Consider the following 25,803-nt stretch of genomic DNA (forward strand, 5'->3'; position numbering starts at 1 on the left):
ACCCCACAACAGTCCAGTGCCGAGCAAGGCGTTCCTCGTAGGCAAGTCGAACTAAATCGTCACTCGGCAGCGACGGTCATGCCAGGCCGTTCTGGGCCGATATCGTGTTCGAGCTTGGCCGGTCGACCCGCCGGAGTAGCCAGGGGGACCATCACATTCCTGCGTTGCTTTCTCGTGGCGACCGGGGTTGCAGTATGTTGCGCGCGAACTGGTGATGCCGACCTGCTCGTTGATCACCCAAGCGTCGATTGCCCTTGCGAGCGGTCGGGTGCAGGACGAAGCCCCGATCGGGTCCTGTACCGGCCACCCTAAAAGACCGGCATCTGGCAAGCCTTCGCTCGCCATACGGGACGTCGATTTTCGAACGCGTTTCCCAACTCATGTCATCGGTCCGATTTACGATCACAACACCCAGCGCTCCACGCGCATTGTTTCGGCAATGTGAACAAGGTCCTGGCAAATACTTCTACTGCCATGGCCGGCATGGCAAGTGAGAAAATTGTCGGTGAGTTGATGCTTTTCATGTCTTTTTGAATCTCGGGCGGCGGCGGCGGACACAAGGTATCCATGCTCGATTCCATTCTGGTCTTGTTCCGGCGCGAGCTGCGGAACATTGATCACGTTGCGCTTGGCGAAGCCCTCGGTCAGGGAAGGCGCGTCCAGTGCCGCGTTTCTCTTCGTCGCGAAATTCTCGATTCCCTTCCCTTGGTCAAAGCGCACCGACCGACGCGTCGTTTATTCGTGAATCTTGCTTGAGGCTCGACGCCGCTCTGCGCCGGCTCGCTGCGGCTTGCTGTAACTCCATGCTGGGCTGGGTCTGTTGAGGAGTAATTCCCCAGGGCCCCGGCTGTCTTGGCGAGCTCGGCGTCGCCGCGGTTTTTGCCAATCGTGATTACGAGCCGCAACAACGCCGCGATGCCGCGGTAAGCGCTGCCTTGAACGCCGTTGGTATCGGCCTTCGAGTCTTTCAAGGACCAGACGGTGCTTTGACGCGACGAAGTCTACGCCCAGGCTGGCGACCGTTTACGTGTTTACCCCTACCAAAGCCTGCTGAGCGCTGAACCTAGGACGACGTGCAGGCCCCTGCGAGGGCGGGGTGCGACCTTGGTCAGGCCGTCCAATGTGCAGCGGCTGCCTGCGTTGGCGGAACTCGGTTTTGCCGCCACCGACCTGCGCGCCTTGGGCTTTGTTCGGGGATGTCGGGCGCGCGGCAATTGCTGGCCGATTTTCTCGGGCGAATTTCTGGCTACCGGCAGCAGCGCGACTTTCCGGCTGTGAAAGGGGTGTCCTACCTCTCGGTCCACCTGCGTTTCGGGACCCTCTCGATTCGCGAGCTGGTCGCCGAAGCGATTGCCGCGGGCGCCTTGCGGCCCGGCCATGAGGGCGCTGCGACCTGGCTTTCGGAGCTTGTCTGGCGCGACTTCTACTTCAATGATTCTCGATCGCTTCCCGCAGGTTTGCCGAGCGTGCATTCAAACCGGCCTACGAGGCCATCACCTGGAGCAAGGGCCGCCTGCCGAGCAGGCCTTCGCCGCCTGGTGCGCCGGCCGTACCGGCTATCCGCTAGTCGATGCCGCGATGCGCCAGCTCAATGGCACGGGCTACATGCACAATCGCCTGCGCATGCTGACCGCTTCATTTCTGAGCAAGGATTTGGGTGTCGACTGGCGGCGCGGTGAGGCTTATTTTTGCCGCCCAGCTGAATGATTTCGATCTCGCCGCCAACAACGGCGGCTGGCAATGGGCGGCCTCGAGTGGCTGCGATGCACAACCTATTTCCGGATCTTCAATCCAGTGCTGCAGTCGGAGCGCTTTGACCCCGCCGGCAAGTTCATTCGCCGCTACCTGCCGGAACTGGCTGCCGTCCCCGACCGCTTCATCCACGCGCCATGGCGGATGAGCCTGTCTGAGCAGGTTGCTTGCGGAGTGCGTGTCGGACGCGATACGCCGGCACCGCTGGTAGACCATCAGCAGGCCAGGCAGTTGACCCTGCAGCGCTACGCGGTCGTCAAGGGCCTCGCTGCTCCCTGACGTGTGCGGCCACCAGGCGCAGCAGCTCCTCTTCCTGATAAGGCTTGCCCAGGTAGTGATTGACGCCCAGTTCGAAGGCGTAGTGACGGGTGCTTTTTCGGCCGTCCGCGAGGTGATCATGACAATCGGGACGCCCCGCAAGCGCTCGTCGGCACGCACGTTGCGCGTCAACTCGAAGCCGTCCATGCGTGGCATTTCGATGTCCACCAGCAGCACATCGGGGACGATCGCCACCAGTTGTTCGAGGGCATCGACGCCATCCTTGGCGGTCATCACCTGGTAGCCTTCACGGGCCAGCAGGCGGCTGCTGATCTTGCGCACGGTCAGCGAGTCGTCGACGATCATCACCGTCGGCAGGGTGGCGGCGACACTGCCGGTACTCGCCGCATGGCGTAGCGTCGGTAGCGGCGAAACGGGGATCGCCGTACGCGGGCGACTGGCCAGCGCAACCGGATTCAGGATCAGTAGCACCTGGCCATTGCCAAGCACCGTCGCTCCCGACACGCCGATGACCCGCGCCAGCTGTGGTCCGATATTCTTGACCACCACTTCCTGATTGCCCAGTACTTCGTCGACTTGTAGCGCTACGCGGCGGGTGCCGCTGCGCAGCAGCAGGACCCAGTACTGGCTATGCCGTTCGGGCAGCGCTTGTGGCTCGCCGAGGAGGTGTGGCAGATAGTGGAAGGGATAGGGATTACCGCTCCACAGCGCGGCATTGGCCTCGCGAATACGTGTCAACCCCCTTTTCCCTGAGGTCGAGTACCTGCTCGATCATTGCCGCCGGAATTGCATACTCGCGCTGGCCGGAGCGCACCAGCAAGGCCTTGGTGACCGCCAGCGTCAGTGGCAGATAAAGGCGGAAGGTCGTCCCCTGGTCGGGCGTGGACAGGACTTCAATGCGGCCGCCAAGGCTGACGACGGCACTCTTCAAGACATCCATGCCGATGCCGCGCCCGGCCAGGCGCGAGATGCCGCTGGCCGTCGAGATGCCTGGTGCAAAGATCATCTCCACGATCTGCGCTTCGTCCGCGGCCTGCTCCTCGTTGAGCAGGCCAGCGGCCAGGCCGCGCTCGCGCAAGCGCTGCAGGTCGAGTCCGGCGCCGTCATCGGCAAAGGCGACAATGACCTCGTTTCCTTCCTGCGTCAGCTTCAGAGACAGTTCGCCGATTTCCGGCTTGCCCTTGGCCAGACGCTGCGGCGTATTTTCAAGGCCGTGGGCGATGGCGTTGCGCAGCATGTGTTCGAGCGGCGCCAGCATCTTGTCGAGGACCGTGCGGTCGAGCTGCAACTGGCCACCACTGATTTCCAGATTGGCGCGCTTGCCGAGTTCCTTGCCGGCCTGGCGGACAATTCGGTACAGGCGATCGGCAATACTGCTGAATGGCACCATGCGCACCGACATCAGCTCTTGCTGGAGTTCGCGGTTCAGACGCGATTGTGCGAGGATGGCCGCATTGGCGTCGTCGAGGTTTTTCAACAGATTCTGTTGCACGGTGGCGACGTCGTTGACCGATTCGGCCATCATCCGGGTCAGTTCCTGAAAACGCGTGAAGCGGTCGAATTCGAGCGGGTCGAAATCGATCGGGCGGCGTTCATCGGCCAGCGCAGTGCGTGACTGCATCTGCAATTCGGCCTGCAGTTCGATATCCCGCAATTGCCGGCGCAGACGGATCACGTTTTCGGTGAGGTCGAGCAGGGAGCCTTTGATGGCCCGCATTTCGCCTTCGATCCGCGACCGCGCAATCGAGAGTTCGCCGGCTTCATTGACCAGGCGATCGATCAGGTCGGCGCGCACGCGCAGCAAGGCACGCTGTTCGCCGCCATCGCTTTCGCCTTCCTGCTGTTGCTCGGGCGCTTCCGCAGGCGCATCGTGGTCGGCAGCCGTCCACGCCAACTCGGCGTCCGAGGCAATTTTTCCGACGGCCTCGTCGGGGACGTCGACCGGGGCGTCGCCGAGCTCGCCACGTTGCAGCCGTTCGACAATCTGGACGATGACGTCGAAAGCGTTGTCGATGTCGTCGATCAGTTCGAGCGGCGAATTTTCCGCCTGCTGCGCTTCCGCCATGCGCGTTTCGATGGCATGCGTCAGCTCGCCAAGGTTCATCGCGCCGGCCATGCGTGCGCTACCCTTGAGGGTGTGGAACAGGCGCGCCAGACGCCGCAGGGCATCGCTGTCGGAAGGCTTGCTGCGCCAGGCGCGCAATTGCGTGGCAATGCTCTGGGTGAGATCGAGCGCCTCTTCCAGAAATAGCGGCAGGAGCTGCTCGTCGAGCTCATCCTGCATTTCCGGGACCTCGAGTCCGCTTCCGCTCAGCGCTGCCGCTGACGGTTGCGTTGCCGTGACCGGCGCCAGCTGTGGTCCGGCCGTTGCTGATACCCGCTCGTGGACCTCCAGTACTTCGCCATCCAGGGCTGCGGCGCTGGTTTCACCGCCTTCGCTGTCTCCGCTGCCGGCGTCGCCTCCCTCCTCGGCAAGCGCTGCCCGTTTTTCGACGGACAGCTCCAGGTACAGCGCTGCAAGCGCATCAATCAGTACCGGTGCTGCTTCGGGCTCGTGGAAGCCGGCGACGTCCGTCAGCATCAAGGCCAGCCCGGCGATTGCCTGACGGATCGTTTCCAGCGCTCCGACACTATCCGGATTGGCCGCCTGGTTGCGCCGCGACACGGCGTGTTCGAGGGCCATGCTCAGGTGATTCACTGGCTCGATACCTACCGTTCCGGCGATGCCGGCCAGCGTATGAGCGGCACGGTACATCTCGTGCGTGGTGGGTGCCAGTGGGTCGCTTTCGAGAACCGTGAACTCATGCTGCAGCGTTGCCAGGTGAGCTCCCGCCTCTTCGTTGAAAATCTCGGCGAGCGCCGAGGTGATGGTCAGCCTCTGGCGTAGGCTGCGTTCATCGCCGGCGCGATCATTGGGTTCTGCCGCTGCTTCCGGCAAAGGCGTTTCGATGGCGCTGCTGTCCTCGCTGGCGCGCAGCAGCGACGCGGCCAGGGCCATCATTGCCGTGGCATCGGGCGCCTGAACCTTGCCGGTCTTCAGATGTTCGACCCAGATGACAAAGACGCTGTAGCCCTGGCCGAGTAGGTCGACGAGCGCTGGCGTGACTTCGTGCTCCTGGCGCAGCCACAGGTTGAGAACCTGTTCGACCGACCACGCCGCTTCACCGAAATCCCTGAGTCCAACCATCCGGCCACTGCCTTTGAGTGTATGCACTGCACGGCGGATGGCGGTCAGCAACGCCGTCTCGTGCGGCTGCGTCTTCAGCAACTGGAAGTTGTGGTCGATGCTGGCCAGTACCTCTTCCGCCTCGGCAAGGAAAATTTCCAGGATTTCGGCGTCTAACTCCTCGTTAGTGGCCTGTGAGAGCTGGATCGTTTCAGCCGAGGGGAGTGGTGTCTCGGTGGTTTGCGGCTTGAGCGCGGCCATTGTCGCGTCGAGCTGAGCGCCGGCGTCGCCAGCGGCGGCCAGCACCGACAGCAGTTGCTTGATCTGTGGTCCGCCGTCCTTGTCGCCTACTAGATCGCTGTCTTTTTGCAGGGCCGCGAGATGTTTGGCGACTTGCTTGCGCAGCTGGGCATCGTCTGGTTGTTCCTTGAGCGCTTGCAGCAAGGCGTGCGCGTCGAGTTTTTGCTGCTCGAGTTCCTTTTCGACCGTCGCTGCGGGTTCCTCGACGAGTACCTCGCGGCCAGTGCTGGACTCCATCTTTCTGACGAAGGCATCGAAGTCCGTCGCACCGTGCTGCAGGGCGTCGACGAAAAAGCCAAGCAGCGACAGTTTCTCCGCCAGTTGCTCGAAGTCGGTCTCCAGCGGCACATAGTCTGCTGCGGAGAAAGCCTTGATGTCGGCGGCGCACTTTTTCAGCACCACAACCGCCGTCTCGTGGCGCATCATGGTCAGCGCACCGATGACCTGTCGCATCGGCGTTTCCAGGCCTTCAAGATCGGCGCCTTTGTCGACGTCCCGGAAGAAACCGTCGAGTACCTGTTCGACGTGCGTCAGGTTGTTCTGGATCTCCCGGGCCACCTGGCTGATCAGCAGCTTTTCCTGCGCCTGGCGAGACATTTCGTCGAGTGATGGCAGTTCCGATTCCGGTGACAGTGGCTTTCCGGAAAGGCAGCCATGAATCCGATCGACCATTACATTGACCTGGTGCGTGAAGCTGCCGTCCAGGTACTGGATGTTTCCCTGCGCATTCAGCGCCAGCAGGATGGCCGTAGCCGTTTCCATGGCCAGCGCTTCGCTGTGCTTTATCGGCGCCTTGAGCAGGAATTCGGCCACCTCTCCGATGGCCTGAACCAGGCGGCAAAAGTCGGCCTGGCCAAGTTCTTCGACCACCGCGGCCAAGGCCGTGGCGTTGCTGCGGAACGTCGGCAGTGCCTGCGTGCTGCCGGCACAAAACTTGTTCCAGGACTCTTCTGTGCCGGCGATCGCTTCACGCAAGCGACGGCGGACGGATTCCTCAGCGACCGCTGTTTCGGGCGCCGCACCGGGCAGCAGCGCGGCCAACTGGTAGGCTTCCTGGACGCGGTTGACGGCGCGCTGCTTGCTGACCGCGTTGCCGACCAGATACAGCGCGTCGCGCATCAGACGTTCGGCGACATTGCTCGAACCTTCGAGCAGTCGCCGAATCTGCAGGTCGATGCGCGTGCACAGTTGCCTGGCATCGGCATCCGCTGGCAGCGCCCGTTCGGCCAGCGCGGTCAGGAAGGCGGTGGCTACCCACCAGAAAGCACGGGCGGAGGGTAGTTCCTGGAGGGCATCGATGCGTTTGACGGCGTTGAGCATTTCCGGCACCCCGGCACCGCTCTGCGGCGCACGCAACCACGACAGCAGGCCGCGCTGGAAGTAAGCGCGCTGCTGCCGCAGGCGACTGTGAAACTCGCCGCCGCCAATTTTCGGGCTACTGCCGTTACGACGGGGGGGGCGTACGCGCAGGTCGGGGAAGAAGAGATCGGTCGCCAGAACACGTTCTTGTCCGCGCGCCGCCTGCAGTTCTCGATACACGGGTAGCAGGCGAAGGGCTTGGTTTGGCTGGCCGCCGATCAGGTCATCGAGGTAGTGACGAAGGCTGGCCATTGCGCGTCGTGCCAGCTCGATGTGGGTTGCGCTGCACGGCTGCTCCTGACGTTCGACCGCCTCGAGGAGGGCCTCCAGCGCTTCCGTAAACTGGGTGACGCCGTCGAGACCGACGATGGTCAGCGCGCCCTGCACCTGGTGCAGGTGGGTACGACAGAATCTGACCTGGCCGAGGTCGGCGTTGGCGACGGCCACGCTTGCCGCAAGCTCATGCAGTGCCTTGTCGGCACGCTCCAGCGCGAGGTCGATCTCGCTCTTGACCCAGGTCAGCGGGCCGATATCGAAGTCCGTCTGGGCATTCATCCGGGAAGGGTTCTCCACTCCAGTCTATAGCCGCGGGCGTTCAAGTAACTTTGAAACCGGCAACCGAGCCTTTCAGTTCTGTCGCCAGACCGGCCAGCTCGCCAATTGCCGTCGCAGTTTTTTGTGTGCCGGCCGTCGTTTGCCCGGTGACCAGCAGGATGTCCTGCATTTTGCGGGCCACTTTGGTGGCCAATTCCGATTGCTGACGGGTGGCGCCGGCGATGGTTTCGATCAAGGCCGTGAGCTCGCTCGAAACTTCACCGATCTTGGCCAGGGCCTGACCTGCGGCGTCCGACAGTCGGGCGCCGTCGACCACGCCGCGGGTCGATTCCTCCATCGCCGAGACGGTGTCCTGAGTGTCGGTCTGAATGGTCCTGACGATCGCACCTATCTGCTTGGTCGCTTCGCCCGAACGTTCGGCGAGGCGCTGCACCTCTTCGGCAACGACCGTGAAGCCGCGCCCGGCTTCACCAGCGGAGGCCGCCTGGATGGCGGCGTTGAGCGCCAGGACGTTGGTCTGCTCGGTGATGTCCGAGATCAGTTCGACGATTTCACCGATTTCCTGGGACGACTCGCCGAGACGCTTGATCCGCTTCGAGGTTTCCTGGATCTGGTCGCGGATCTTGTTCATTCCCTTGATCGAGTCCTCGACCGCCTTGGTGCCTTTGGCGGCCGCCGCCAAGGACTGCCGGGCGACGGTAGCCGACTGCTTGGCATCGCCGGAGACGTTGGTCATTGACGTTGACATGCTCAGCACCGACTGACCGGCCGATTTGATTTCGGTGGTCTGCCGCTCGGCAGCGGCGAGCAGCTCGGCAGAGGTCTGTTGCGCCATTCCGGTGGCGTCGGTGACGCGGCTGGCAGCATCGTTGATGCGGCCGACGAGGACGCGCAGCTCTTCAATGGTGTAGTTGATGGAGTCGGCGATGGCGCCGGTGATGTCCTCGGAGACGGTCGCGGTGACTGTCAGGTCGCCGTCGGCGAGGTCGCCGAGCTCGTTCATCAGGCGCAGGATGGCGCCTTGATTCTGGCGGTTCACCGCCTCGGTTTCCTGGCGGCTGCGTTCGGCGGTCTCCGCCTGTCGCTTGCTCTCCGTAAGATAGCTCCTAGCCAACAGGAACAGCAGGCCGATGGCAAGCACGATCAGGCCGGCGAGAGCGAAGCCGTAACCGGTGCGCTTCATGACGTTGGCTTGGTAAGCCTGGGCCAGCTGCTCAGTGGCATGAAGCAGCTCCTCGCTGTCACGAAAGATCTGCGAACCTGCCTGCTTGGCAATTACCAGGCGCTGCAGATTGCCGAGAATGCCGCCAACGGCAGTCCGGTATTCGCTGAAACTGGTATCGAGTTCGCCGAGCTTCTGCTTGGTATCGGCGTCGGTGGTGGCACTGATGCGCAGCACCTCGCTGCCTTTGCTCAAGGCATTGATGTGGTCACGAAAGGTGTTCGTGTCCTTGCCCAGGAGAAAGGCGACCTCCGCGTCGATGGCGTCGCCGACGAGCAGTGCATTGGCGTTCTTGGCAATCCTCTGAGTAAGCATCACCAGCTGGTTGGCGACGGCTATGTCGCGGATGCCGGCACTGTTCTGCAGCTTGAGTGCGGCGATCTGCTCCGAGCGGTCGAGGAGTTGCGGGTTCTTGTCGTTGATCGAGGCGACGTCCTTGCCGAGCGAGATCAGGTTTTTCTCCATCTCCAGCAGGCGGCCGGCATTGGTGTCGGTCTTCTTCCAGGCCTCGGTCAGGAACAGCAACTGCGGGTGCACGCTTGCCGGCGATGCGGGCACCAGTGTAGCGCCCAGTTCGCCACCATTGATCAGTCGGTCGAGGCTGGTCACGAAACTGTCGCGCGAATCCCTGAGTTGCTTGAAAGCCGCCGCATCGCCAAGCAAAGCCAGGCTGGATGCCTTGGCCAGTCGCTGCGAGAGCATGCCCATGTCAGCGGCAGTGGCGATGTAGGCGGTGCCGTAGGTTGACTGTCGGTCGTCACGATAAACCACGGCAGCAATGATCAGCATCACCAGCAGCAGCGTGCCGCCAAGAATTTGTAGTTGTTTGGCAACCGGGTAGCGGCCGAGGACAGGCAGCGGAAATGGGGTCTTCCCTTGATCGCCGCTCGTCGGCTGGTGTGCATCCATCACCGTGCGAGCATCCAGGGTCTCGCCGGCCGGGTCTGTCGTACCGGACAAGAAACTCGGCAGCTTGGACTTCAACGTCATATTGCTTCTCCGGTTACACGGTGGCTACGGTGTTACTGATGGTAGCCGAGGAGTTTATTCATGGATGTGGCTCACACGCCAATGTCCATGAACGCCTCGTCGGCCAGCAGTTCCCGCACCTTGAGTTTCTTCCAGCGCCGCCCTTCGTTGTCGCTGTATGACTCCTGTGCCCAGGCCGGCGCTGCCGGATCGGACGCTTCGAGGTGCAAGGCTTCGACGTTACGTAGGCCGATCATGCGCGTGACCAGCAAGGCGGCGTTGCTGCCGTGGCGGGTGCCGATCAACAACAGGCGCGAACTCGCATTCTGCGGCGTCGCTTCCTTGCCAAGAAAGGCTGACAGATCGACTGCCGAGTAGAGGTTGCCGCGGATATTGGCGACGCCGGCGAACCACGGCTGGGTCAAGGGAACGCTCGTCAGCGGGGTCAGCGGAACGATTTCGCCGGAGTCGGTCAGGTCCAGGAGCCAGTAGTCCGAACCCGCCTGAATACCCAACAAGCCGGCGGAACTCTGATTGCCCATGCCGGCGAGCCGTGCCGCCAGGTAAGACTGAAAATCGTGCAGGCTGATCTTTTTGGTCATGCGCTTGCTGGCAGTCAGAGTGCTGCAATTTTGGCCAGCAGCTCGGGGCCGTTGACGGGTTTGACCAGGTAATCCTGCGCGCCCTGGCGCAAGCCCCAGATCTTGTCGGTTTCCTGCCCTTTGGTGGTGCACACGATGACGGGGATGTTGCGAGTCGCCTCGTCACGTGTCAAGGTGCGGGTTGCCTGGTAGCCATTCAGGCCTGGCATGACCACGTCCATCAGGATCAGGTCCGGCAATTCGCTTTTCGCCTTGGCGATTCCCTCTTCGCCACTGTTGGCGGTAATGACCTCATAACCGCTGCTGGTCAGTAGTGCTTTCATGACATGGCGCTCGGTAGGCGAATCGTCAACGACGAGAATTTTCTTGATGGTCATGGCGTTGGGCTTCCTCAGGCTGACGGCGGTGCAAAAGTGGCGACCGCTTGCAGGAGGCTGTCTTTGGTGAATGGCTTGGTCAGATACTGGTCCGAGCCGACCATGCGGCCGCGCGCACGGTCGAACAAGCCATCCTTCGATGACAGCATGATCACTGGCGTGGAGCGGAAACGCTGGTTCTTCTTGATCAGCGCACAGGTCTGGTAGCCGTCGAGTCGTGGCATTACGATGTCACAGAAAATGACTTCTGGCTGATGGTCCGCGATTTTTGCCAAGGCATCGAAACCGTCCTCTGCCAGCAGCACCCGGCAGCCGGCCTGGACAAGGAAAATTTCCGCGCTACGGCGTATGGTATTGCTGTCGTCAATGACCATGACCTTGACGCCGCGCAGGCTTGCCGCTTCAGCCAATTGTCTCCTCCAGGGTGCGTCAGGTTTTTATCTTGAGGACGTCGCTGTTCGGACGTCATCTCCTGCTGACATTACTATAACGCATTGTCTTCAAATCTCGACCATTTCGAAGTCTTCCTTGCGCGCACCGCACTCTGGACATGTCCAGTTGATGGGAACATCCTGCCAGCGAGTGCCAGGGGCGAGGCCTTCGTCGGGCAGGCCGGCTGCTTCGTCATAAATGAAGCCGCAGGTGAGGCACATCCAGGTGAGGTAGTGGTGGTCGTTTGCTGTGTTCATGGCTACCGTCAGTTTTCGGTTAGAATCGGCGAAAAACCCGTAGATTCTAGCCAAACCCCTCTCTTGCTGCCAAGGTTTTCTTTTCGACAGAAAATCTTCGCTTACCGCGGTTGCTTATTGATGACCACCTATCCTGTGCACATGCCGCCACCGATCGTGTTGAGTTTCGCGGCCAGCGACCCCTCTGGCGGCGCCGGCTTGCAGGCCGACCTGATGACTGCCTCGGCGCTCGGCTGTCACGCTTTATCGGTAATCACGGCGTTGACGGTTCAGGACTCCCTCGGAGTCGCCAGTATTTTCGCCATCGCTGCCGACTGGGTCGAACGTCAGGCGCGAACCCTGCTGGAGGACATGCCGGTAGCAGCGTTCAAGATCGGACTCCTGGGCAGTGCCGAGAACATGCACGTCATCGCCGAAATTCTCGCCGATTACCCGCATGTGCCGGTGGTTCTCGACCCGGTACTGGCCTCCGGGCGCGGCGACGAACTGGCCGATGACGAAATGATTGCCACGCTGCGCGAGGTCTTGCTGCCGCGGACCACGATCCTGACGCCGAATTCGCTGGAAGCGCGTCGCCTCGCTGACGAGGCGGAAGAAGGGGAGGGCATGGATGCGCCCCGGGCCCTAGATGACTGCGCGCAGCGCTTGCTTTCCTTCGGTTGCCAGTACGTGTTATTGACTGGAACGCATGACAATACGCCACGCGTTGTCAATAGCCTCTACGGCCGCGAGAGCGGGCTGTTGCGCAGCGACGTCTGGGACCGCCTGCCCGGCAGCTATCACGGTTCGGGTTGTACGCTGGCCTCGGCGATAGCCGCTCATCTCGCCAGTGGCCTGCCGGTGAGCGAGGCGGTGCAGGCGGCGCAGGCGTACACCTGGCAAGCACTGGCGGCCGGTTTTCGTGCGGGCATGGGCCAGTACCTGCCGGATCGCTTCTTCCGCTTGCGCGCTGGCAGCGGAGCTCTCCTTGTCTGACACGATTTGCTCGCTCATGCAGCAACGGAAGCAGGATCCCCAGCAGCCGCTGCGCGGCCTCTACGCGATCACCCCTGATTGCCTGGCCGCGACCGTCCTGCTGGAGCGGGTTCGGGAGGCCTTGCAGGGCGGCGCGGCCTTTGTCCAGTATCGCGACAAGGGCGGTGACGCGGCTCGCCGGGCGGAGACCGCGCGCGCTTTGCTCGTGCTTTGCCGGCAGTTCGGCGCCCGTTTGCTGATCAACGACGACCTGGCGCTGGCGCTGGCGGTAGGCGCCGACGGGCTGCACCTGGGCGCCGCCGATGGCCAGCTGTCGGCCGCGCGCGAGGCGCTTGGCGGCGCTCGTCTGCTCGGCGCTTCGTGCTACAACGACTTCGAGCGCGCCCGCGCTGCCGCGGCGGCTGGCGCGGACTACCTGGCCTTTGGCGCCATGCACCCCTCGTCCAGCAAGCCGCTGGCGGTGCGTGCCTCGCCGTCGCTGATTACTCGCTGTTGCGCCGAATTGCAGCTGCCGGCCTGTGCCATTGGCGGTATAACCGTCGAGAATGCCGCGCCGCTGCTGGCTGCCGGTGCCGATCTGCTGGCGGTGATCAGTGATCTCTTCGAGGCCCCCGACGTGGCGTCGCGCGCCGCCGCTTATCAACAACTATTCGAGGAAAATGCTCTTGATCTCCCAAAATCAACAACTCTTTGAGCGTGCCCAGAAGCACATACCGGGTGGCGTGAACTCGCCGGTGCGTGCTTTTCGTTCGGTCGGCGGGACGCCGCGCTTCTTCGTTGCCGGCTCCGGCGCCCATGTCACCGATGCCGACGGTCAGCGCTACATCGACTATGTCGGCTCCTGGGGGCCGTTGATTCTCGGGCACGCGCATGCGGGCGTGCTGGCGGCGGTTCAGGAAGCGACGCTGCGCGGGCTGTCTTTCGGCGCGCCGACCGAAAGTGAGGTCGATATGGCCGATCTGTTGTGTGAGTTGCTGCCTTCGCTGGAAATGGTGCGCCTGGTCAGTTCCGGGACCGAGGCAACGATGAGCGCCATCCGCCTGGCGCGCGGCCATACCGGGCGTGACCTGCTGATCAAGTTCGAGGGCTGCTACCACGGCCATTCCGACAGTCTGCTGGTCAAGGCCGGTTCGGGGATGCTGACGCTCGGCAATCCGAGTTCCGCAGGCGTGCCTGCTGACCTTGCCCGGCAAACCCTGGTTCTCGACTACAACGATAGCGCCGGGCTCGAAGCGGCGTTTGCCGAGCACGGCGCGAAGATCGCGGCGGTAATCGTCGAAGCGGTCGCCGGAAACATGAACCTGGTCATGCCGCGGCCGGAATTTCTGCAGACGATGCGCAACTTGTGCAGCGAGCACGGCGCAGTGCTGATTTTCGACGAGGTGATGACCGGTTTCCGGGTCGGCCTCAAGGGCGCGCAGGGGCTGTACGGCATCACGCCGGACCTGACCACGCTTGGCAAAGTGATCGGCGGTGGCCTGCCGGTGGGTGCCTTCGGCGGTCGTCGGGAAATCATGGCCCAGGTGGCGCCCCTTGGTCCGGTCTATCAGGCGGGCACCCTGTCCGGAAATCCGGTGGCTGTGGCGGCGGGCCTGGCGACTCTGAAGCGCGTCCGCGCGAGCGGTTTCTACGAGCAATTGACGCAGCGTACCCGGCAGCTGACCGATGGCTTGCGAGCTGCGGCAGCCAAAAACGGCGTCCCGTTTTCAGCGCAGGCAGTGGGCGGCATGTTCGGACTCTACTTCCGTTCCGAGTGTCCGCAGACCTACGCCGAAGTGATGAGTTGCGATGTGCATGCCTTCAACCGCTTCTTTCACGGTATGCTCGACGCCGGCCACTACTTCGCTCCCGCCGCTTACGAAGCCGGTTTCGTTTCGGCAGCGCATGAGGAGGCCGATATTGCGGCGACTGTCGCTGCTGCCGAAGCGCTGTTCAAGGCCTGGTGATGGGGATGGTGTTTGGCCGCCTGGTGCAGCGTGGGCAGGGCAGCCCTGTATTCAGGCGGTCCTGCGGTTGGCGGCGCGGTTGCTCTTGAGTCTGCGCTTCTCAAAATATTTCAGCCCGAAATACATGCAGCTGCCGATGCCCACCATGCCGACGAGCAGTGCCGAATAGGCGATCGGCCAGGGAATGCCCTCGGTCACCATCGTGAACTCCGACATGCCACCCATGCCGGCCAGGACGTTGATCGGCATGAAGATGACGCTGAGAATCGTCAGCCGCTTGATGTCCTTGTTCTGGTTGATGTTGATCGCGCTGTCGGTGGCATCCATCAGGAAGTTGATCTTGTTGAACAGGAAGGCGGTGTGGCCGTCGAGCGACTCGATGTCGCGCAGGATTTCCTTTCCGTCGGTCAGCTGCGCGTCGGAAAGGAAGCGGCCGCGCAGCAGGAACGACAGGGCGCGGCGGGTATCGAGCACGTTGCGCCGGGTGCGTCCGTTGATGTCCTCGGCCTCGGAAATGGCCGCCAGGATCTGCGTTGCTTCCTGGTCGGTGACGTGTGAACGGAGCACCTGCCTGCCGACCCGCTCGAGTTCCGCGTACACATCCTCCAGCGCATTCGCCGAGTACTCCACGTCAGCGGCGTAGAGGTCGAGCAGGACGTCCTTGCCGTCGGTCACATAGCCGGGCCGCGTGCGCGCGCGCGCGCGCTGCAGGCGGAACACCGGCAATTCCTCGGTGCGGATGGTGAACAGGATGTCGTTCTGCAGAATCAGGGCCACCGGGACGTTGCGCGACTCTTCCCTGGTATCGAGCAGAAAGTCCGAATGCAGGTGAATATGTCCTTCTTCATCGACGTAGAAACGGGCGCTGGCTTCCAGATCGGTGAGGCTGCCGGGGTCGGGCAAGTCGACTTCGAAGCGGCGGCCAATCCAGTTGCGGATTTTCTTCGTGGGCGCGATCAGGTCCACCCAGATCGGGTGCACGCCCTGCAGGTCTTCGGGGCGGGTAATGGCGATCTGACGCAGGTGGCCGGCGTGCAGTTCGAAAGCAGTGACCGCCGTTTTCTCGTTGCGGTAATGGCTGTCGTCGATCAACTCTTCGAGGATATCGTCGGAAAGTATGGCCAGGATCGGATCGGCGCCTTCCTTGACTTCTTCCCAGACCACCAGGCGCTCGTTGGGCTCCAGCGCTTCAATGATATAGGCAACTTCTTTCGGCGGCATCAGCCTGAGCTTCTGGCGCAGTTCGCGGCGATACTGTTGCTGGATCTCGGCGCTGGCTTCGTCGAGCGCCAGGCTGTCCTGGTCGCGCAACAAGGGCTCGACGAGTTCCTCGACGCGCTTTTGCAGCGAGAGCAGCGAACGCACCTCGTCGAGATGAACGTCGGCGAGTCCTTTTTCCAGCGCTTCGGGCGCCAGCCGCTTGTTTTCGTCGCTCAAGGTTGTGCCTCGCCGATGTGAATGCCGCACTATAAGGGGCGGGAGTTTAGCATTCCCGGAAGGGCAGGATGTTCGCGTTCGGGCGCTTTTTTTCGCAATCGAAACAAGTTGAAATCCTTGTCCCGCGAGCACTGTGGCAGCGCTGCCTTTTGTGCTGCGATGGCCTCTTTTCTGTTCTTGCGATCGCCTTGCATTCGTCCTAAAATCGCCCCCTTCTTTGCTTCTTTGCTTCTTTGCTTCTTTGCTTCTTTGCTTCCTCCTTGTGGCGGTTGACGAGAGACTCAGGGAGCGCCTTGCCAAATGGGGATCCGTGACCGGCTGCAGCCGCCTGCCCGCCCCGCCCTCAGGTCGCGGAAGACCCGCGGCAATCGTAGCGTGAGCAGCATTCACGGAGAGGCGATGAGCGCCGAGAACGTAACACACGGCAACAGCCCGGGCTTGGCAGGAACCGCCCTGGCGGCGATGGGCGTCGTCTTTGGCGACATCGGCACGAGTCCGCTGTACACCATGAAGGAAGTCTTTGGCGGTCACCATCCGCTGCCGATCGATAGCGACAGCGTGCTGGGAATTCTCTCGCTCGTTTTCTGGGCGCTGACGATCACCGTTTCGCTCAAATACGTGCTGTTCATCATGCGTGCCGACAACAAGGGCGAGGGCGGCATCATGGCCCTCACGGCCTTGGCCCTGCGCACCGCGAATGCCTCGCCGCGCGTCTTGTGGATGTTGTCGGCCCTGGGCATCTTCGGCGCCGCGCTGTTTTACGGCGATGCCGTGATCACCCCGGCGATGTCGGTCCTCGCGGCAGTCGAAGGTCTCGAAGTCGTGGCGCCGCAGTTGGAGGCCTACGTCTTGCCGATCACCGTCGCCATTCTGGTCCTGCTCTTCGTATTTCAACGCCACGGCACGGCTGCCGTCGGCGCGTTGTTTGGCCCGCTGATGTTGTTCTGGTTTGCCACCCTCGGCGCACTTGGCTTGTGGAACGTGATCCAGCATCCGCACGTGTTGCTGGCGATCAATCCCTGGTATGCGCTGAGTTTCATTGTCGAACATCAGGGGTTGGCCTTCCTGGCGCTGGGTTCGGTGGTACTGGCGATCACTGGCGGCGAAGCGCTTTACGCCGACATGGGCCATTTCGGACGGCGGTCGATCAAGTGGGCGTGGTTCGCCTGCGTCTTTCCGCTGCTGTACCTCAACTATCTTGGCCAGGGAGCCTTGATTCTTGCCGACCCGACGGCGGTCGAAAACCCCTTCTTCCTGATGGCGCCCAGTGAGCTGCTGCGCGTACCGCTGGTCTTGCTGGCCACCGTGGCCACCGTGATCGCTTCGCAGGCGGTAATTTCCGGAGCCTTTTCGCTGACCAGCCAGGCCATGCAGTTGGGGTATTGTCCGCGCATCCGCGTCAAGTTCACGTCCGAACGCGAGAAGGGCCAGATCTACGTTCCGAACATCAACTGGCTGCTCCTGGCTGCAGTGATCGTCGTCGTCCTCGGCTTCCGCTCGTCGTCGAACCTGGCTTCGGCCTACGGCATTGCGGTCACCCTGACGATGATGATCGATACCCTGCTCGCCTTCGTCGTGGTGCGCGCACTGTGGCACTGGAGCTGGCCGCGCGCCGCGCTGTTCCTGGTTTTTTTCGTAGTCGTCGACATTGCCTTCTTCTCGGCCAACGTGATCAAGATCCTTGACGGCGGCTGGTTCCCGCTGGCTCTCGGTCTGTCGGTCTTTGTCCTGCTGTCGACCTGGAAGCTCGGGCGCCGGCTGCTGTACGAAAAGCTCGAACAAGACACGATACCGCTCGACGCGTTCATCACGAGCCTCGAAGCCGGAGGACCGCACCGCGTCGACGGCACCGGCGTCTTCCTCACCGCCAACCCTGACGGCGTGCCGCGGGCCTTGCTCCATAACCTTTATCACAACAAGGTCCTGCACCAGTGCGTGGTGTTGCTGCACGTCGACGTCGAGGACGTCCCACGCATCGCCGAACCCGAGCGCGTGCGCGTCGAAGCATTCCCCGCCGGTTTTTACCGGGTGTTCGTCCGCTATGGCTTCAAGGACGAAGCGGACCTGCCGCAGGCGTTGGAACTGTGCGCCGGCCACGGCCTGTCGTTCGAGATGATGGAGACCTCGTTCTTTCTTGGCCGCGAGACGATCGTCACCATACCGATTGCCAGACGCTCGCGTATGGCCCTCTGGCGGCAGGTCCTGTACACTTGGATGTTCCGCAACGCCGACCCGGCGACTGCCTTCTTCAAGATCCCGCCGAACCGGGTGGTCGAGCTGGGTGCGCAGGTCGAGCTGTCGTAGCCCTTGCTTAACGGCTCGCGACTGCGTAGGCGATTGCCAGAAAAGAACGTACCAGATTGCGCCGGATTTTCGGTCGGCTTCAAGGCGCGACAACAGGCGCATAGTCGAACTATGTAACTGTTGTCGTAACACAGAAGACGGGCGAAAAGACAAGCAAGACGGTATGTTCTTTGACAGAAATCGCCTTAGTTTCCAGGGATCGACGAGGCTTCCGTCCACCGCTGCATGGCCGATCATCGGAGAACGAAATGAGCGTCCGACGACACCTCATCACCGCGCTCCTCCTTGGCTCCCTGACGGCCGCTGTGCCCGCCGGGGAACTGCCCTCGGCGCCCGACGAACTGGGCAGCATTCGTCGTAACGAGCGCGGCCAGCTGGAGGTGTTAAAGCCGCCCGGAGAGACTGCACCGGGCGCCGCCCGTAATGCCGATCGACAGGCTGGGCCTGGCCAGCCGCTGCAGCAGCAGCGAATCCCTGCGACGACGAGCGGCCGGACCATCGTCGTCGGGCCGCAGGAGTCGGTGCGCAGCATCCAGGAAGCGGCGCGCATCGCGCGTGACGGCGACACCATCGAAATTCGTTCCGGCGAGTACCGGCAGCAGGCGGTCGTCTGGACGCAAGCCCGGCTCACCATCCGGGGGGTCGGCAAGCGTCCGCGGCTGATTGCCGACGGCGATCATGCCGAGGGCAAGGCCTTGTGGGTGGTGCGCAACGCGAACATGCTGATCGAGAACCTCGAGTTCAGGGGCGTGCGCGTCGCCAACGGTAACGGCGCCGGCATTCGCTTCGAAAAAGGCCACTTGAAAGTCGTTCGCTGTGCGTTCTTCGACAACGAGACGGGAATCCTGACCAGCAATTTCGCGGACGCCGTGCTCGAAGTAGAGGATAGCGAGTTCGGCGAGGCACCAAGGCACGCCGGTGCCTTGCACCACCTGCTTTACGTTGGCAAGATTGCCCGACTGAGCGTCCAGGGAAGTCGCTTTCAGCAGGGCTTTCGCGGTCACCTGCTCAAATCGCGGGCGCGTGAAAGTGCCATCCTTTACAACCTGCTGGTCGACGGCCCCGACGGCAGTGCTTCGTACGAACTCGAGTTCCCGAACGGCGGTCTGGCCTGGGTGATCGGCAACGTCATCAGCCAGAGCGACAATACCGAAAACCCGGAGCTGGTTTCCTACGGCGCCGAAGGCCAGCACTGGCCCGATAATGCGCTCTATCTGGCGCACAACACGCTCTTCGACTCCTTGCTCGCTGGCCACTACCTGCGCGTCTGGACCGACAGGATGCCGCCCGAAACGGAAGTCTGGGCGGTCAACAACCTGCTCGTCGGCCGGGGTGTTTTCGCGCCGCAAGCCCGCGGTCGCTTCGAGGGCAATCGCAGCATCGATCGCTCACTGCTGGTCGATGTCGATGGCCTGCCGTTCCGGCTGCCGAATAACTCGCCCTTGCGTGGCACGGCCACCTCGCCAGGCTTTGTTCGTGAGCGGAGTCTGGCCCCCAGCGCCGAATTCAAACTGCCCGCCGGAACCCACCCACTGCCCGTTGGCAGCCCCTTGACAGCGGGTGCCTTGCAGTAGGCCGCTCCAGCCACTCCAGCCACCCCCCCGCAATGGCGCGTCAGCAAGTGCGCTCGCTACTCCGTCTGCTCACTCGCCGTCGTCCATGACCACGTTGGTATAGACCTCCTGGACGTCATCGAGTACGTCGAGCGCGTCAATAAGTTTCTGCATGCGCTGCGCGTCGTCGCCGGTGAGGGGCGTCTCGTTTTCCGCCTTCATGGTCACGCCGCCGTACTCGGACTGGAAACCGGCGGCTTCGAGCGCGTCCTTGACCACAAAATACGCTCCCGGCGCAGTGATCACTTCCATCGAGCCGTCGTCATTGCTGAGCACGTCGTCTGCACCAGCTTCGATGGCCGCGTCCATCAGTGCTGCTTCGTCGGTCCCGGGGGCGAACAGCAACTGCCCGCAGTGGGTGAACTGAAAAGCGACACAGCCATCGGTGCCGAGATTGCCACCGTATTTGTTGAAGGCGTGGCGGACGTCGGCGACGGTGCGCGTCTTGTTGTCGGTCAGGCAATCGACGATGACCGCGGCGCCGCCGATGCCGTAGCCTTCATAGCGAATCTCGACGTAATCGACGCCTTCAAGCTCGCCGGTGCCTTTCTTGATCGCGTTGTCGATCTTGTCCTTGGGCATGTTGACGCCTTTGGCCTTGTCGATCGCCACCCGCAGGCGTGGGTTGAAGGCCGCATCGCCACCGCCCATCTTGGCCGACACCGTGATTTCCGCAGCGATCTTGGAAAAGGATGCGCTGCGTCTTTCATCCTGGCGACCTTTGCGGTGCTGGATGTTTGCCCATTTCGAATGTCCTGCCATGCTGACCTCTACTGATCGCGATCTTGCTGCCGGCGTTGCCGGGGCAACAAACCGGGCCGCAAATGGTTGATAATCAAGCTCGGCATTTTAGCATCTCTCGAATTGTCATCCCGCCCAGTCCCCATTTTTCGGAGTCGCCCATGAGCAAACCCCTCGTTATCGCCAGGCACGAAGGCACAGAGCTGGCCTTGTTGCCGGCGTTGGCCAACCGCCACGGACTGATCACCGGCGCCACGGGTACCGGCAAGACCGTGACCCTGCAGGTTCTCGCCGAGCGCTTTTCCGAGATCGGCGTGCCGGTGTTCATGGCCGATGTGAAAGGTGATCTCTCGGGTCTGGCGGCAGCAGGCAGCGTCTCGCCGAAGATGCAGACGCGCCTCGACGCGCTGGGCGTCAAGGAGCACACGCCGGCAAAATTCCCGGTCGCCTTCTGGGACGTTTTCGGCGAGCAGGGGCACCCCGTGCGGGCGACCATTTCGGACATGGGGCCGGTTCTGCTGGCGCGTCTGCTGACTCTCAACGACACCCAGACCGGCGTCCTGCAACTGGTGTTCAGGATTGCCGATGACAATGGATTGCTGCTCCTCGACCTCAAGGATCTGCGCGCCATGCTGCAGCATGTCGGCGAGAACGCCAAGACTTTCAGCAGCGAATACGGCAATGTCTCGGCGGCGTCGATCGGCGCCATCCAGCGCGGCCTGCTCAACCTCGGCGACCAGGGCGGCGACGTTTTCTTCGGCGAGCCGATGCTCGACATCGCCGACCTGATGCAGACCGACCAGGGCAGGGGGGTGGTCAACATCCTCGCTGCCGACAAGCTGATGACCTCGCCGCGGCTGTACTCGACTTTCCTGCTCTGGCTGCTGGCCGAGCTTTTCGAGCAACTGCCCGAAGTCGGCGACGTCGAAAAACCGAAACTGGTTTTCTTCTTCGACGAGGCGCACCTGCTGTTCAGCGAAGCGCCGGCTGCCTTGCTGGAAAAGATCGAACAGGTCGTGCGACTGATCCGCTCGAAAGGCGTCGGCGTCTATTTCGTGACCCAGAATCCGCTTGATATTCCCGATAGCGTGCTTGGTCAGCTCGGCAACCGCGTCCAGCACGCGCTGCGCGCTTTCACTCCGCGCGACCAGAAAGCCGTCCGCGCGGCCGCGCAGACGCTGCGCGCCAATCCGCGTTTCGACGCCGAGACGGCGATCAGCGAACTCGGCGTCGGTGAAGCGCTGCTCTCCTTTCTCGACGAGCAAGGCCGACCAAATGTCGTCGAACGCGCCTTCGTCCTGCCTCCCACATCGCGGATGGGGCCGCAGACTGCCGAGGAGCGGCAGGCAGTGATCAAGGCCTCGACGATTTACGGACACTACGAGGCAGCGGTCGATCGCGAGTCGGCCTACGAGTTGCTCAGGGAAGCGCAGGACGCCGACCCGCAAGCTGCCGGTAAGCAGCCCGCGGCCAGCGCGCCGCAGCCAGACGCTTCGAGCGGCGGCTGGCTTGGCGGTCTCGCTGACCTCTTCACTGGCGGTTCGAGCGGCGGGCGCTCACGCGGCGGCGATTCGGTCGCCACCACGGCGGCCAAGAGCGCGGCGCGGGCGATTGGCTCGCAAGTGGGCAATCAGCTTATTCGTGGCCTGCTGGGTTCGTTGCTTGGCGGCAACTCGCGCCGGCGCTGAGCGGCGCAGTGCCTAGGTCGCGAAGCGTAGTTCGCATTCCATCACCGTGATCGCCGACCCCGAGAGCACGACGCGCTCGCCTTGCAGCGTGCAGCCGAGATTGCCGCCGCGTTTCGAGACCTGCCGTGCGCTGAAGTTTGTCCTGGCGCCATTCTCGCCGAGCCTGGCGGCCCAGTAGGGCGTCAGAATGCAGTGCGCCGAGCCGGTGACCGGGTCTTCGGGGATGCCGTACTTGGGCGCAAAGAAGCGGCTGACGAAGTCGACGGCGTCGCCCGGGGCGCTGACGATAACCCCGCGCAAGTCTAGCGTACTCAGCCAGCCGTGGTTCGGCGTGATCGCGCGCACTTCGGCTTCGCTGGCGAACACCGCCAGGTAGTCATCGGCGGCCAGCACTTCGAGCGGCTGCCGGCCGAGGCCGGCGACCAGGGCCTCGGGAGCCGCGCAAGCGCTTGCCGGGATGGCTGGAAAGTCCATTGCCAATTGCGCGCCCTGGCGTTGTACCCGCAGATCGCCGCTACGGGTGGAGAAGGTGATCACTGGCTGCGCATAGCCGAGATGTTCGAAAAGCACATGCGCCGCAGCCAACGTCGCGTGACCGCAAAGATCGACTTCGGCCACCGGCGTGAACCAGCGCAGTTCGAAGCCTTCGCCGGCCGGGACGAAGAAAGCGGTTTCAGCGAGATTGTTCTCCTCGGCGATGGCCTGCATCAGCGCGTCGTCGAGCCAGCGTTCAAGCCCACACACGGCCGCCGGGTTACCCTCGAAAACGCGGCTGGCGAAGGCGTCTACCTGGTATTGCTTGAGTCTCATCGCTTGCTCCTCATGGGGTGATGGCAGCAACTCGTCGCCCACCGTCAAGGCGACGCGGCGAAGCCGACGCGGCAATCCAGAGCTTAATCCTTTTCCATGGTCACTTGGACGATTGACGACGCCCGCAGGATCCGGGGATACTCGCCTGGCCGACCGCAATTCCTGTCGTCCACCGCCGCTGCCCGCTGCGAGCAACCTGCCTTTGTCGCCCATGGCTGCCAACCTGCCTCCAGTCACTCCGTGGTACGTCTGCCTCACCAAGCCTCGCCGCGAGGCGCTGGCTGTGCGCAAGCTCGAAGAGCAAGGCTATGAGGTTTTCCTGCCCATGCTTACGCTCTGGGAAAAGACCAGGGCCGGCTGGAGGAAGCGGCAGCAAGTGATGTTCCCGCGCTACGGCTTCGTGCGTTGCGCTCGCCCCGAACAGAGCATCGGCCCGATTCGCAGCACGCCCGGCGTTAGCGGACTGGTCAGTTTTGGTGTACTCCCCGCGATCCTGGATGATGGGACGCTGGCTGCAATTCGCTCACTGGCTGAACGCCAGGCCAGGAAAGTGGAGGAGAAAGTGAACCCCTTCCAGGCCGGCGACAGCGTCGAGGTCGCTGCCGGTCCCCTCAAAGGCATGTCTGGCATTGTCTCAGCTGTTGCCGAAGAGCGGGTCACCATCATGCTCGGTCTGCTCGGTCGCGAAAAGCCGGTTGCCGTGCCGGTAGGGCAAGTAACGCTGGCGTAACGAAGCGCTGATTGCCCGTAAATCGAGTTCCTACAAGGCCTCTCCTTCGCCCCTGAACATCACACCGCCCCCTTCAGGCGTATTGGCGTTTGTGACGCCCTCAAGGGTACGCTTCGCCGGGCTTCTCCCGCCCTTGACTGCGCCCTCCGCGCCGGTAACACCGCTGCTCCGGGTTGCCGGGCACCTCGGTTGGCGGCGACGGCCGGCGGCCGGTTCCGAACGTAACGAGAAAGAGCCGCTTTCCGGCAGGCGGAACAATGAGCGATACTGACGCTGATCAAAGACCTTTCTCGCGAGCCAGCACTCAAGCCAACACTGTGAGCCGGCCGCCCGGAGCGCTGCTGCTCGATGCTGGATTTGCCGGTGGCCGCCGTGCGCCTGCCGGAAGCGGTGCAGGCGCAACTCAAAGCGAGTGGTGTCGCGCACCCGGTGACCGCGGTTCTGCTCAACTTCCCGGCTTACGATACCTTAGGCGATTTCTGTCAAAGAACCTACCATCTTGCTTGCCTTTTCGGTGCTCGCCGCAGCACTGGTCGCCTGTGCGGCGGGGTGGGGCGGGTGGCGGGCCCCGGGCATCCAGCCGGGAGATGTGCTGATCTGGCTAGAGCGGGCGGCGGCGCTGCGCCTCGTTCCCATGCCGCGTCCCTGGCGATCGGAAAGCCTGTTTACAGCTGCGCCCGCGGCGACCTCTCAAATGCGTCGCCTGGAGGAAGCGCTGCGCACCTGGCCGATGGCGGGAGGCTTGTGGTTGCTTGTGCTCATCGCCATGGCGGCGGCGTTGCCGGCGGCGTGATTCGGTCGCTCAGGATCGCGGCCGGCGCCGGCGCTTGCGCATGACGTACCAGTACCAGCCGACACTGGTCAGGATGTAGCTGGCGAGGCCGATCAGGCTGGCGGTAATGGCCAGGCCGACGACCAGCGGTGCCCCGAGGGCCGTGATGCGCCGCCAGGTGTCGGTGTTCGCTTCTGCCGGGGCGGTGCTCGCGGCTGGTACACGCGGGTCAAGTTTTTCACCCGTGACCCAGGCGCCGATCTTGTAGGCGGCGAAATAGACCGGGGCAAAGGTGATCGGGTTGGTGACCAGGGTACTCGCCGCGGCGGCCGGCAGATTTGCACGCAGCATCACGGCGGTGGCAGCGGCGAACGGGATTTGTGCAATCGGGATCAGCAGTCCGAAAAAGACGCCTATCCCGACCCCGAGCGCCACCCCGCGGCGGGACCAGTGCCAGAGTTTGGGGTGGCCGAGGTAGGGTGCCAGCCAGCGCAGCCAGCGATTACTGCCAATCTGCTCGCGGGTCGGGATCAGCGCGCGCCAGCGTTCAAGCATCGCTGGCATGACCCTGAGGCGTCCCGATATCGCTGGTCACCAACACATCGCATTGCGATTCGGCCAGCACGTGCTTGGTGACGCTCCCCAGCAACAGCTCTTCGGCTTTGTGCTGGCCGTGCTTGCCAATGATGACCAGGTCGCAGGCCTGTTCCTGCTCCAGTGCAGCGATCAGTTGCGCGGGGTCGCCGTGCCGAACCAGCGGTGCATATTCGCCGGGCGCCAGTCCGGCGCTGGCGGCGAGTTGATGGAGTTGTTGCCGCCGTTCCCGGCGCGCCGTCTGTATGTAGCCATGGATGACAGCATCCTCGACGCCGGCAATGCGCAGTTTGCCCGCGTAGGGCAGTTCGAAGGCATGCAGCAGCACGATTTCGGCTGTGGGGGCCAGTTGCCGGCCGAGGCGGATGGCCTGTGCGGACGTCGGCGAGAAGTCCACCGGAATCAGCAGGCAGCGGTAGGATTCGTGTGGTGGCTGCTTGACCACCAGCACCGGTCGTTGGAGCGACTTGCGCAGCAGGCGCGAGGCGGTGGATCCGAGCAGGGCATGGCGCAGGAAAGACTCGCCGCGCGCACCGACGACCAGCAGGTCGGCATCGAGCGCATCGGCCTCATCGGCGATGACCTTCAGGGGGGCTCCGGAAACGATGCGGGCATCGGCTGCCACGCCGCGGTTGTGCGCCGGGTTGGATAGTAGACGCTGCAGCGTTTCGCGCGCATCGTCGGCCAGTCGCTGCTTGATTTCGCGGGTGTCGGCGCCAAGCAGATCCGACAGGCTATCCAGAGCGTCGAGTTCCGTTGCATGCATTACCGTATAGCGCGCATGGGTGTCGGCGGCGATACAAAAGCCACGATCCACCGCATGGCGGGCGGGTGCCGACAGGTCGGTGGCGGCAAGTATCCGGGTGATGGGTTTCATGGTGCTGTCTCCTTTGTGCCAATGAACTTGGCAATTGTGGCGCTGG

General features: G+C 63.0%; 23 protein-coding genes and 1 pseudogene. 11 read left to right on the forward strand and 13 right to left on the reverse strand.

Annotated features, from left to right (window positions below; genetic code table 11):
* Positions 1-402: 402 nt before the first annotated feature.
* Positions 403-720, reverse strand: coding sequence for a hypothetical protein (locus tag QZ648_RS25040; RefSeq protein WP_366144161.1), 318 nt, complete (start codon positions 718-720; stop codon positions 403-405).
* 711 nt (positions 721-1,431) lie between these two features.
* Here QZ648_RS25040 and QZ648_RS25045 point away from each other — a divergent pair.
* Genes QZ648_RS25045 through QZ648_RS25055 form a run of 3 tightly spaced genes read left to right on the forward strand, consistent with a single transcriptional unit; the run spans position 1,432 to position 2,031 of the window.
* Positions 1,432-1,707, forward strand: a complete 276-nt coding sequence (locus QZ648_RS25045) for an FAD-binding domain-containing protein (protein ID WP_366144162.1) — start codon at positions 1,432-1,434, stop codon at positions 1,705-1,707.
* On the forward strand, positions 1,676-1,900 hold the full coding sequence (locus QZ648_RS25050) for an FAD-binding domain-containing protein (protein WP_366144163.1): 225 nt from the start codon (positions 1,676-1,678) through the stop codon (positions 1,898-1,900). The genes QZ648_RS25045 and QZ648_RS25050 overlap by 32 nt, the downstream gene beginning before the upstream one ends.
* Positions 1,795-2,031, forward strand: a complete 237-nt coding sequence (locus QZ648_RS25055) for an FAD-binding domain-containing protein (protein ID WP_366144164.1) — start codon at positions 1,795-1,797, stop codon at positions 2,029-2,031. The genes QZ648_RS25050 and QZ648_RS25055 overlap by 106 nt, the downstream gene beginning before the upstream one ends.
* Before the next feature lie 153 nt (positions 2,032-2,184).
* On the opposite strand, the pseudogene QZ648_RS15530 reads toward QZ648_RS25055, so the two are convergent.
* The 7 genes and pseudogenes from QZ648_RS15530 to QZ648_RS15560 form a co-directional block, all read right to left on the reverse strand.
* A pseudogene (locus tag QZ648_RS15530) lies at positions 2,185-2,769 on the reverse strand (chemotaxis protein CheW); the annotation flags it as partial.
* Entirely contained in the window at positions 2,726-7,411 is a 4,686-nt protein-coding gene (locus QZ648_RS15535; protein ID WP_291997608.1) for an Hpt domain-containing protein, read from the reverse strand. The pseudogene QZ648_RS15530 and the gene QZ648_RS15535, both read right to left, overlap by 44 nt.
* A gap of 40 nt (positions 7,412-7,451) precedes the next feature.
* Complete coding sequence (locus tag QZ648_RS15540) at positions 7,452-9,623, reverse strand: methyl-accepting chemotaxis protein (protein WP_169067435.1); 2,172 nt, start codon at positions 9,621-9,623, stop codon at positions 7,452-7,454.
* A gap of 71 nt (positions 9,624-9,694) precedes the next feature.
* Entirely contained in the window at positions 9,695-10,204 is a 510-nt protein-coding gene (locus tag QZ648_RS15545; protein ID WP_169067436.1) for a chemotaxis protein CheW, read from the reverse strand.
* 14 nt (positions 10,205-10,218) lie between these two features.
* Complete coding sequence (locus QZ648_RS15550) at positions 10,219-10,581, reverse strand: response regulator (protein WP_169067437.1); 363 nt, start codon at positions 10,579-10,581, stop codon at positions 10,219-10,221.
* 14 nt (positions 10,582-10,595) lie between these two features.
* Positions 10,596-10,991 carry a response regulator gene (locus tag QZ648_RS15555; protein ID WP_169067438.1) on the reverse strand — a complete coding sequence of 132 codons (396 nt, stop codon included), beginning with the start codon at positions 10,989-10,991 and terminating at the stop codon, positions 10,596-10,598.
* Between the two features lie 90 nt (positions 10,992-11,081).
* Positions 11,082-11,270 carry a rubredoxin gene (locus tag QZ648_RS15560; RefSeq protein WP_169067439.1) on the reverse strand — a complete coding sequence of 63 codons (189 nt, stop codon included), beginning with the start codon at positions 11,268-11,270 and terminating at the stop codon, positions 11,082-11,084.
* Positions 11,271-11,390: 120 nt separating this feature from the next.
* On the opposite strand from QZ648_RS15560, the gene thiD reads away from it, so the two are divergent.
* The 3 genes from thiD to hemL are packed head-to-tail and all read left to right on the forward strand — an operon-like array spanning position 11,391 to position 14,191.
* Positions 11,391-12,245 carry a bifunctional hydroxymethylpyrimidine kinase/phosphomethylpyrimidine kinase gene (gene thiD / locus QZ648_RS15565; RefSeq protein WP_169067440.1) on the forward strand — a complete coding sequence of 285 codons (855 nt, stop codon included), beginning with the start codon at positions 11,391-11,393 and terminating at the stop codon, positions 12,243-12,245.
* A gap of 16 nt (positions 12,246-12,261) precedes the next feature.
* A complete protein-coding gene (thiE, locus tag QZ648_RS15570) occupies positions 12,262-12,939 on the forward strand; it encodes a thiamine phosphate synthase (RefSeq protein WP_169067479.1) in 678 nt (225 codons plus the stop codon).
* A complete protein-coding gene (gene hemL, locus QZ648_RS15575) occupies positions 12,911-14,191 on the forward strand; it encodes a glutamate-1-semialdehyde 2,1-aminomutase (RefSeq protein WP_169067441.1) in 1,281 nt (426 codons plus the stop codon). Before thiE ends, hemL begins: the two co-directional genes overlap by 29 nt.
* 51 nt (positions 14,192-14,242) lie before the next feature.
* On the opposite strand, the gene QZ648_RS15580 is transcribed toward hemL, so the two are convergent.
* A complete protein-coding gene (locus QZ648_RS15580) occupies positions 14,243-15,628 on the reverse strand; it encodes a CorA family divalent cation transporter (protein ID WP_169067442.1) in 1,386 nt (461 codons plus the stop codon).
* 399 nt (positions 15,629-16,027) lie between these two features.
* On the opposite strand from QZ648_RS15580, the gene QZ648_RS15585 reads away from it, so the two are divergent.
* On the forward strand, positions 16,028-17,932 hold the full coding sequence (locus QZ648_RS15585) for a potassium transporter Kup (RefSeq protein WP_291997609.1): 1,905 nt from the start codon (positions 16,028-16,030) through the stop codon (positions 17,930-17,932).
* A gap of 248 nt (positions 17,933-18,180) precedes the next feature.
* The gene (locus QZ648_RS15590) at positions 18,181-19,506 is read left to right on the forward strand and encodes a hypothetical protein (protein ID WP_169067443.1); all 1,326 of its coding nucleotides are present in this window, start codon (positions 18,181-18,183) and stop codon (positions 19,504-19,506) included.
* Between the two features lie 69 nt (positions 19,507-19,575).
* On the opposite strand, the gene QZ648_RS15595 is transcribed toward QZ648_RS15590, so the two are convergent.
* Positions 19,576-20,307, reverse strand: a complete 732-nt coding sequence (locus QZ648_RS15595; protein ID WP_169067444.1) for a YebC/PmpR family DNA-binding transcriptional regulator — start codon at positions 20,305-20,307, stop codon at positions 19,576-19,578.
* 140 nt (positions 20,308-20,447) lie between these two features.
* Between QZ648_RS15595 and QZ648_RS15600 the strand changes: the two genes are divergently transcribed.
* Entirely contained in the window at positions 20,448-21,974 is a 1,527-nt protein-coding gene (locus QZ648_RS15600) for a helicase HerA-like domain-containing protein (protein WP_291997610.1), read from the forward strand.
* A 12-nt stretch (positions 21,975-21,986) separates the two neighbouring features.
* Here QZ648_RS15600 and QZ648_RS15605 read toward each other — a convergent pair whose 3' ends face one another.
* Positions 21,987-22,784 (reverse strand): PhzF family phenazine biosynthesis protein, encoded by a 798-nt coding sequence (locus tag QZ648_RS15605; protein ID WP_169067446.1) that lies wholly within the window; start codon positions 22,782-22,784, stop codon positions 21,987-21,989.
* A gap of 211 nt (positions 22,785-22,995) precedes the next feature.
* Here QZ648_RS15605 and QZ648_RS15610 point away from each other — a divergent pair, with 211 nt between their 5' ends.
* A complete protein-coding gene (locus QZ648_RS15610; protein ID WP_291997611.1) occupies positions 22,996-23,514 on the forward strand; it encodes a transcription termination/antitermination NusG family protein in 519 nt (172 codons plus the stop codon).
* Positions 23,515-24,013: 499 nt separating this feature from the next.
* Complete coding sequence (locus QZ648_RS15615) at positions 24,014-24,307, forward strand: hypothetical protein (protein WP_291997612.1); 294 nt, start codon at positions 24,014-24,016, stop codon at positions 24,305-24,307.
* Between the two features lie 9 nt (positions 24,308-24,316).
* Here the strand turns inward: QZ648_RS15615 and QZ648_RS15620 are convergent, their stop codons facing one another.
* Positions 24,317-24,850 carry a DUF2062 domain-containing protein gene (locus QZ648_RS15620; protein WP_291997613.1) on the reverse strand — a complete coding sequence of 178 codons (534 nt, stop codon included), beginning with the start codon at positions 24,848-24,850 and terminating at the stop codon, positions 24,317-24,319.
* Entirely contained in the window at positions 24,834-25,757 is a 924-nt protein-coding gene (locus tag QZ648_RS15625) for a universal stress protein (RefSeq protein WP_291997614.1), read from the reverse strand. Before QZ648_RS15625 ends, QZ648_RS15620 begins: the two co-directional genes overlap by 17 nt.
* Positions 25,758-25,803: the final 46 nt, after the last annotated feature.

The organism is Candidatus Accumulibacter sp. ACC012, from assembly GCF_907163155.1.
GTDB classification, from domain to species: Bacteria; Pseudomonadota; Gammaproteobacteria; order Burkholderiales; family Rhodocyclaceae; genus Accumulibacter; species Accumulibacter delftensis.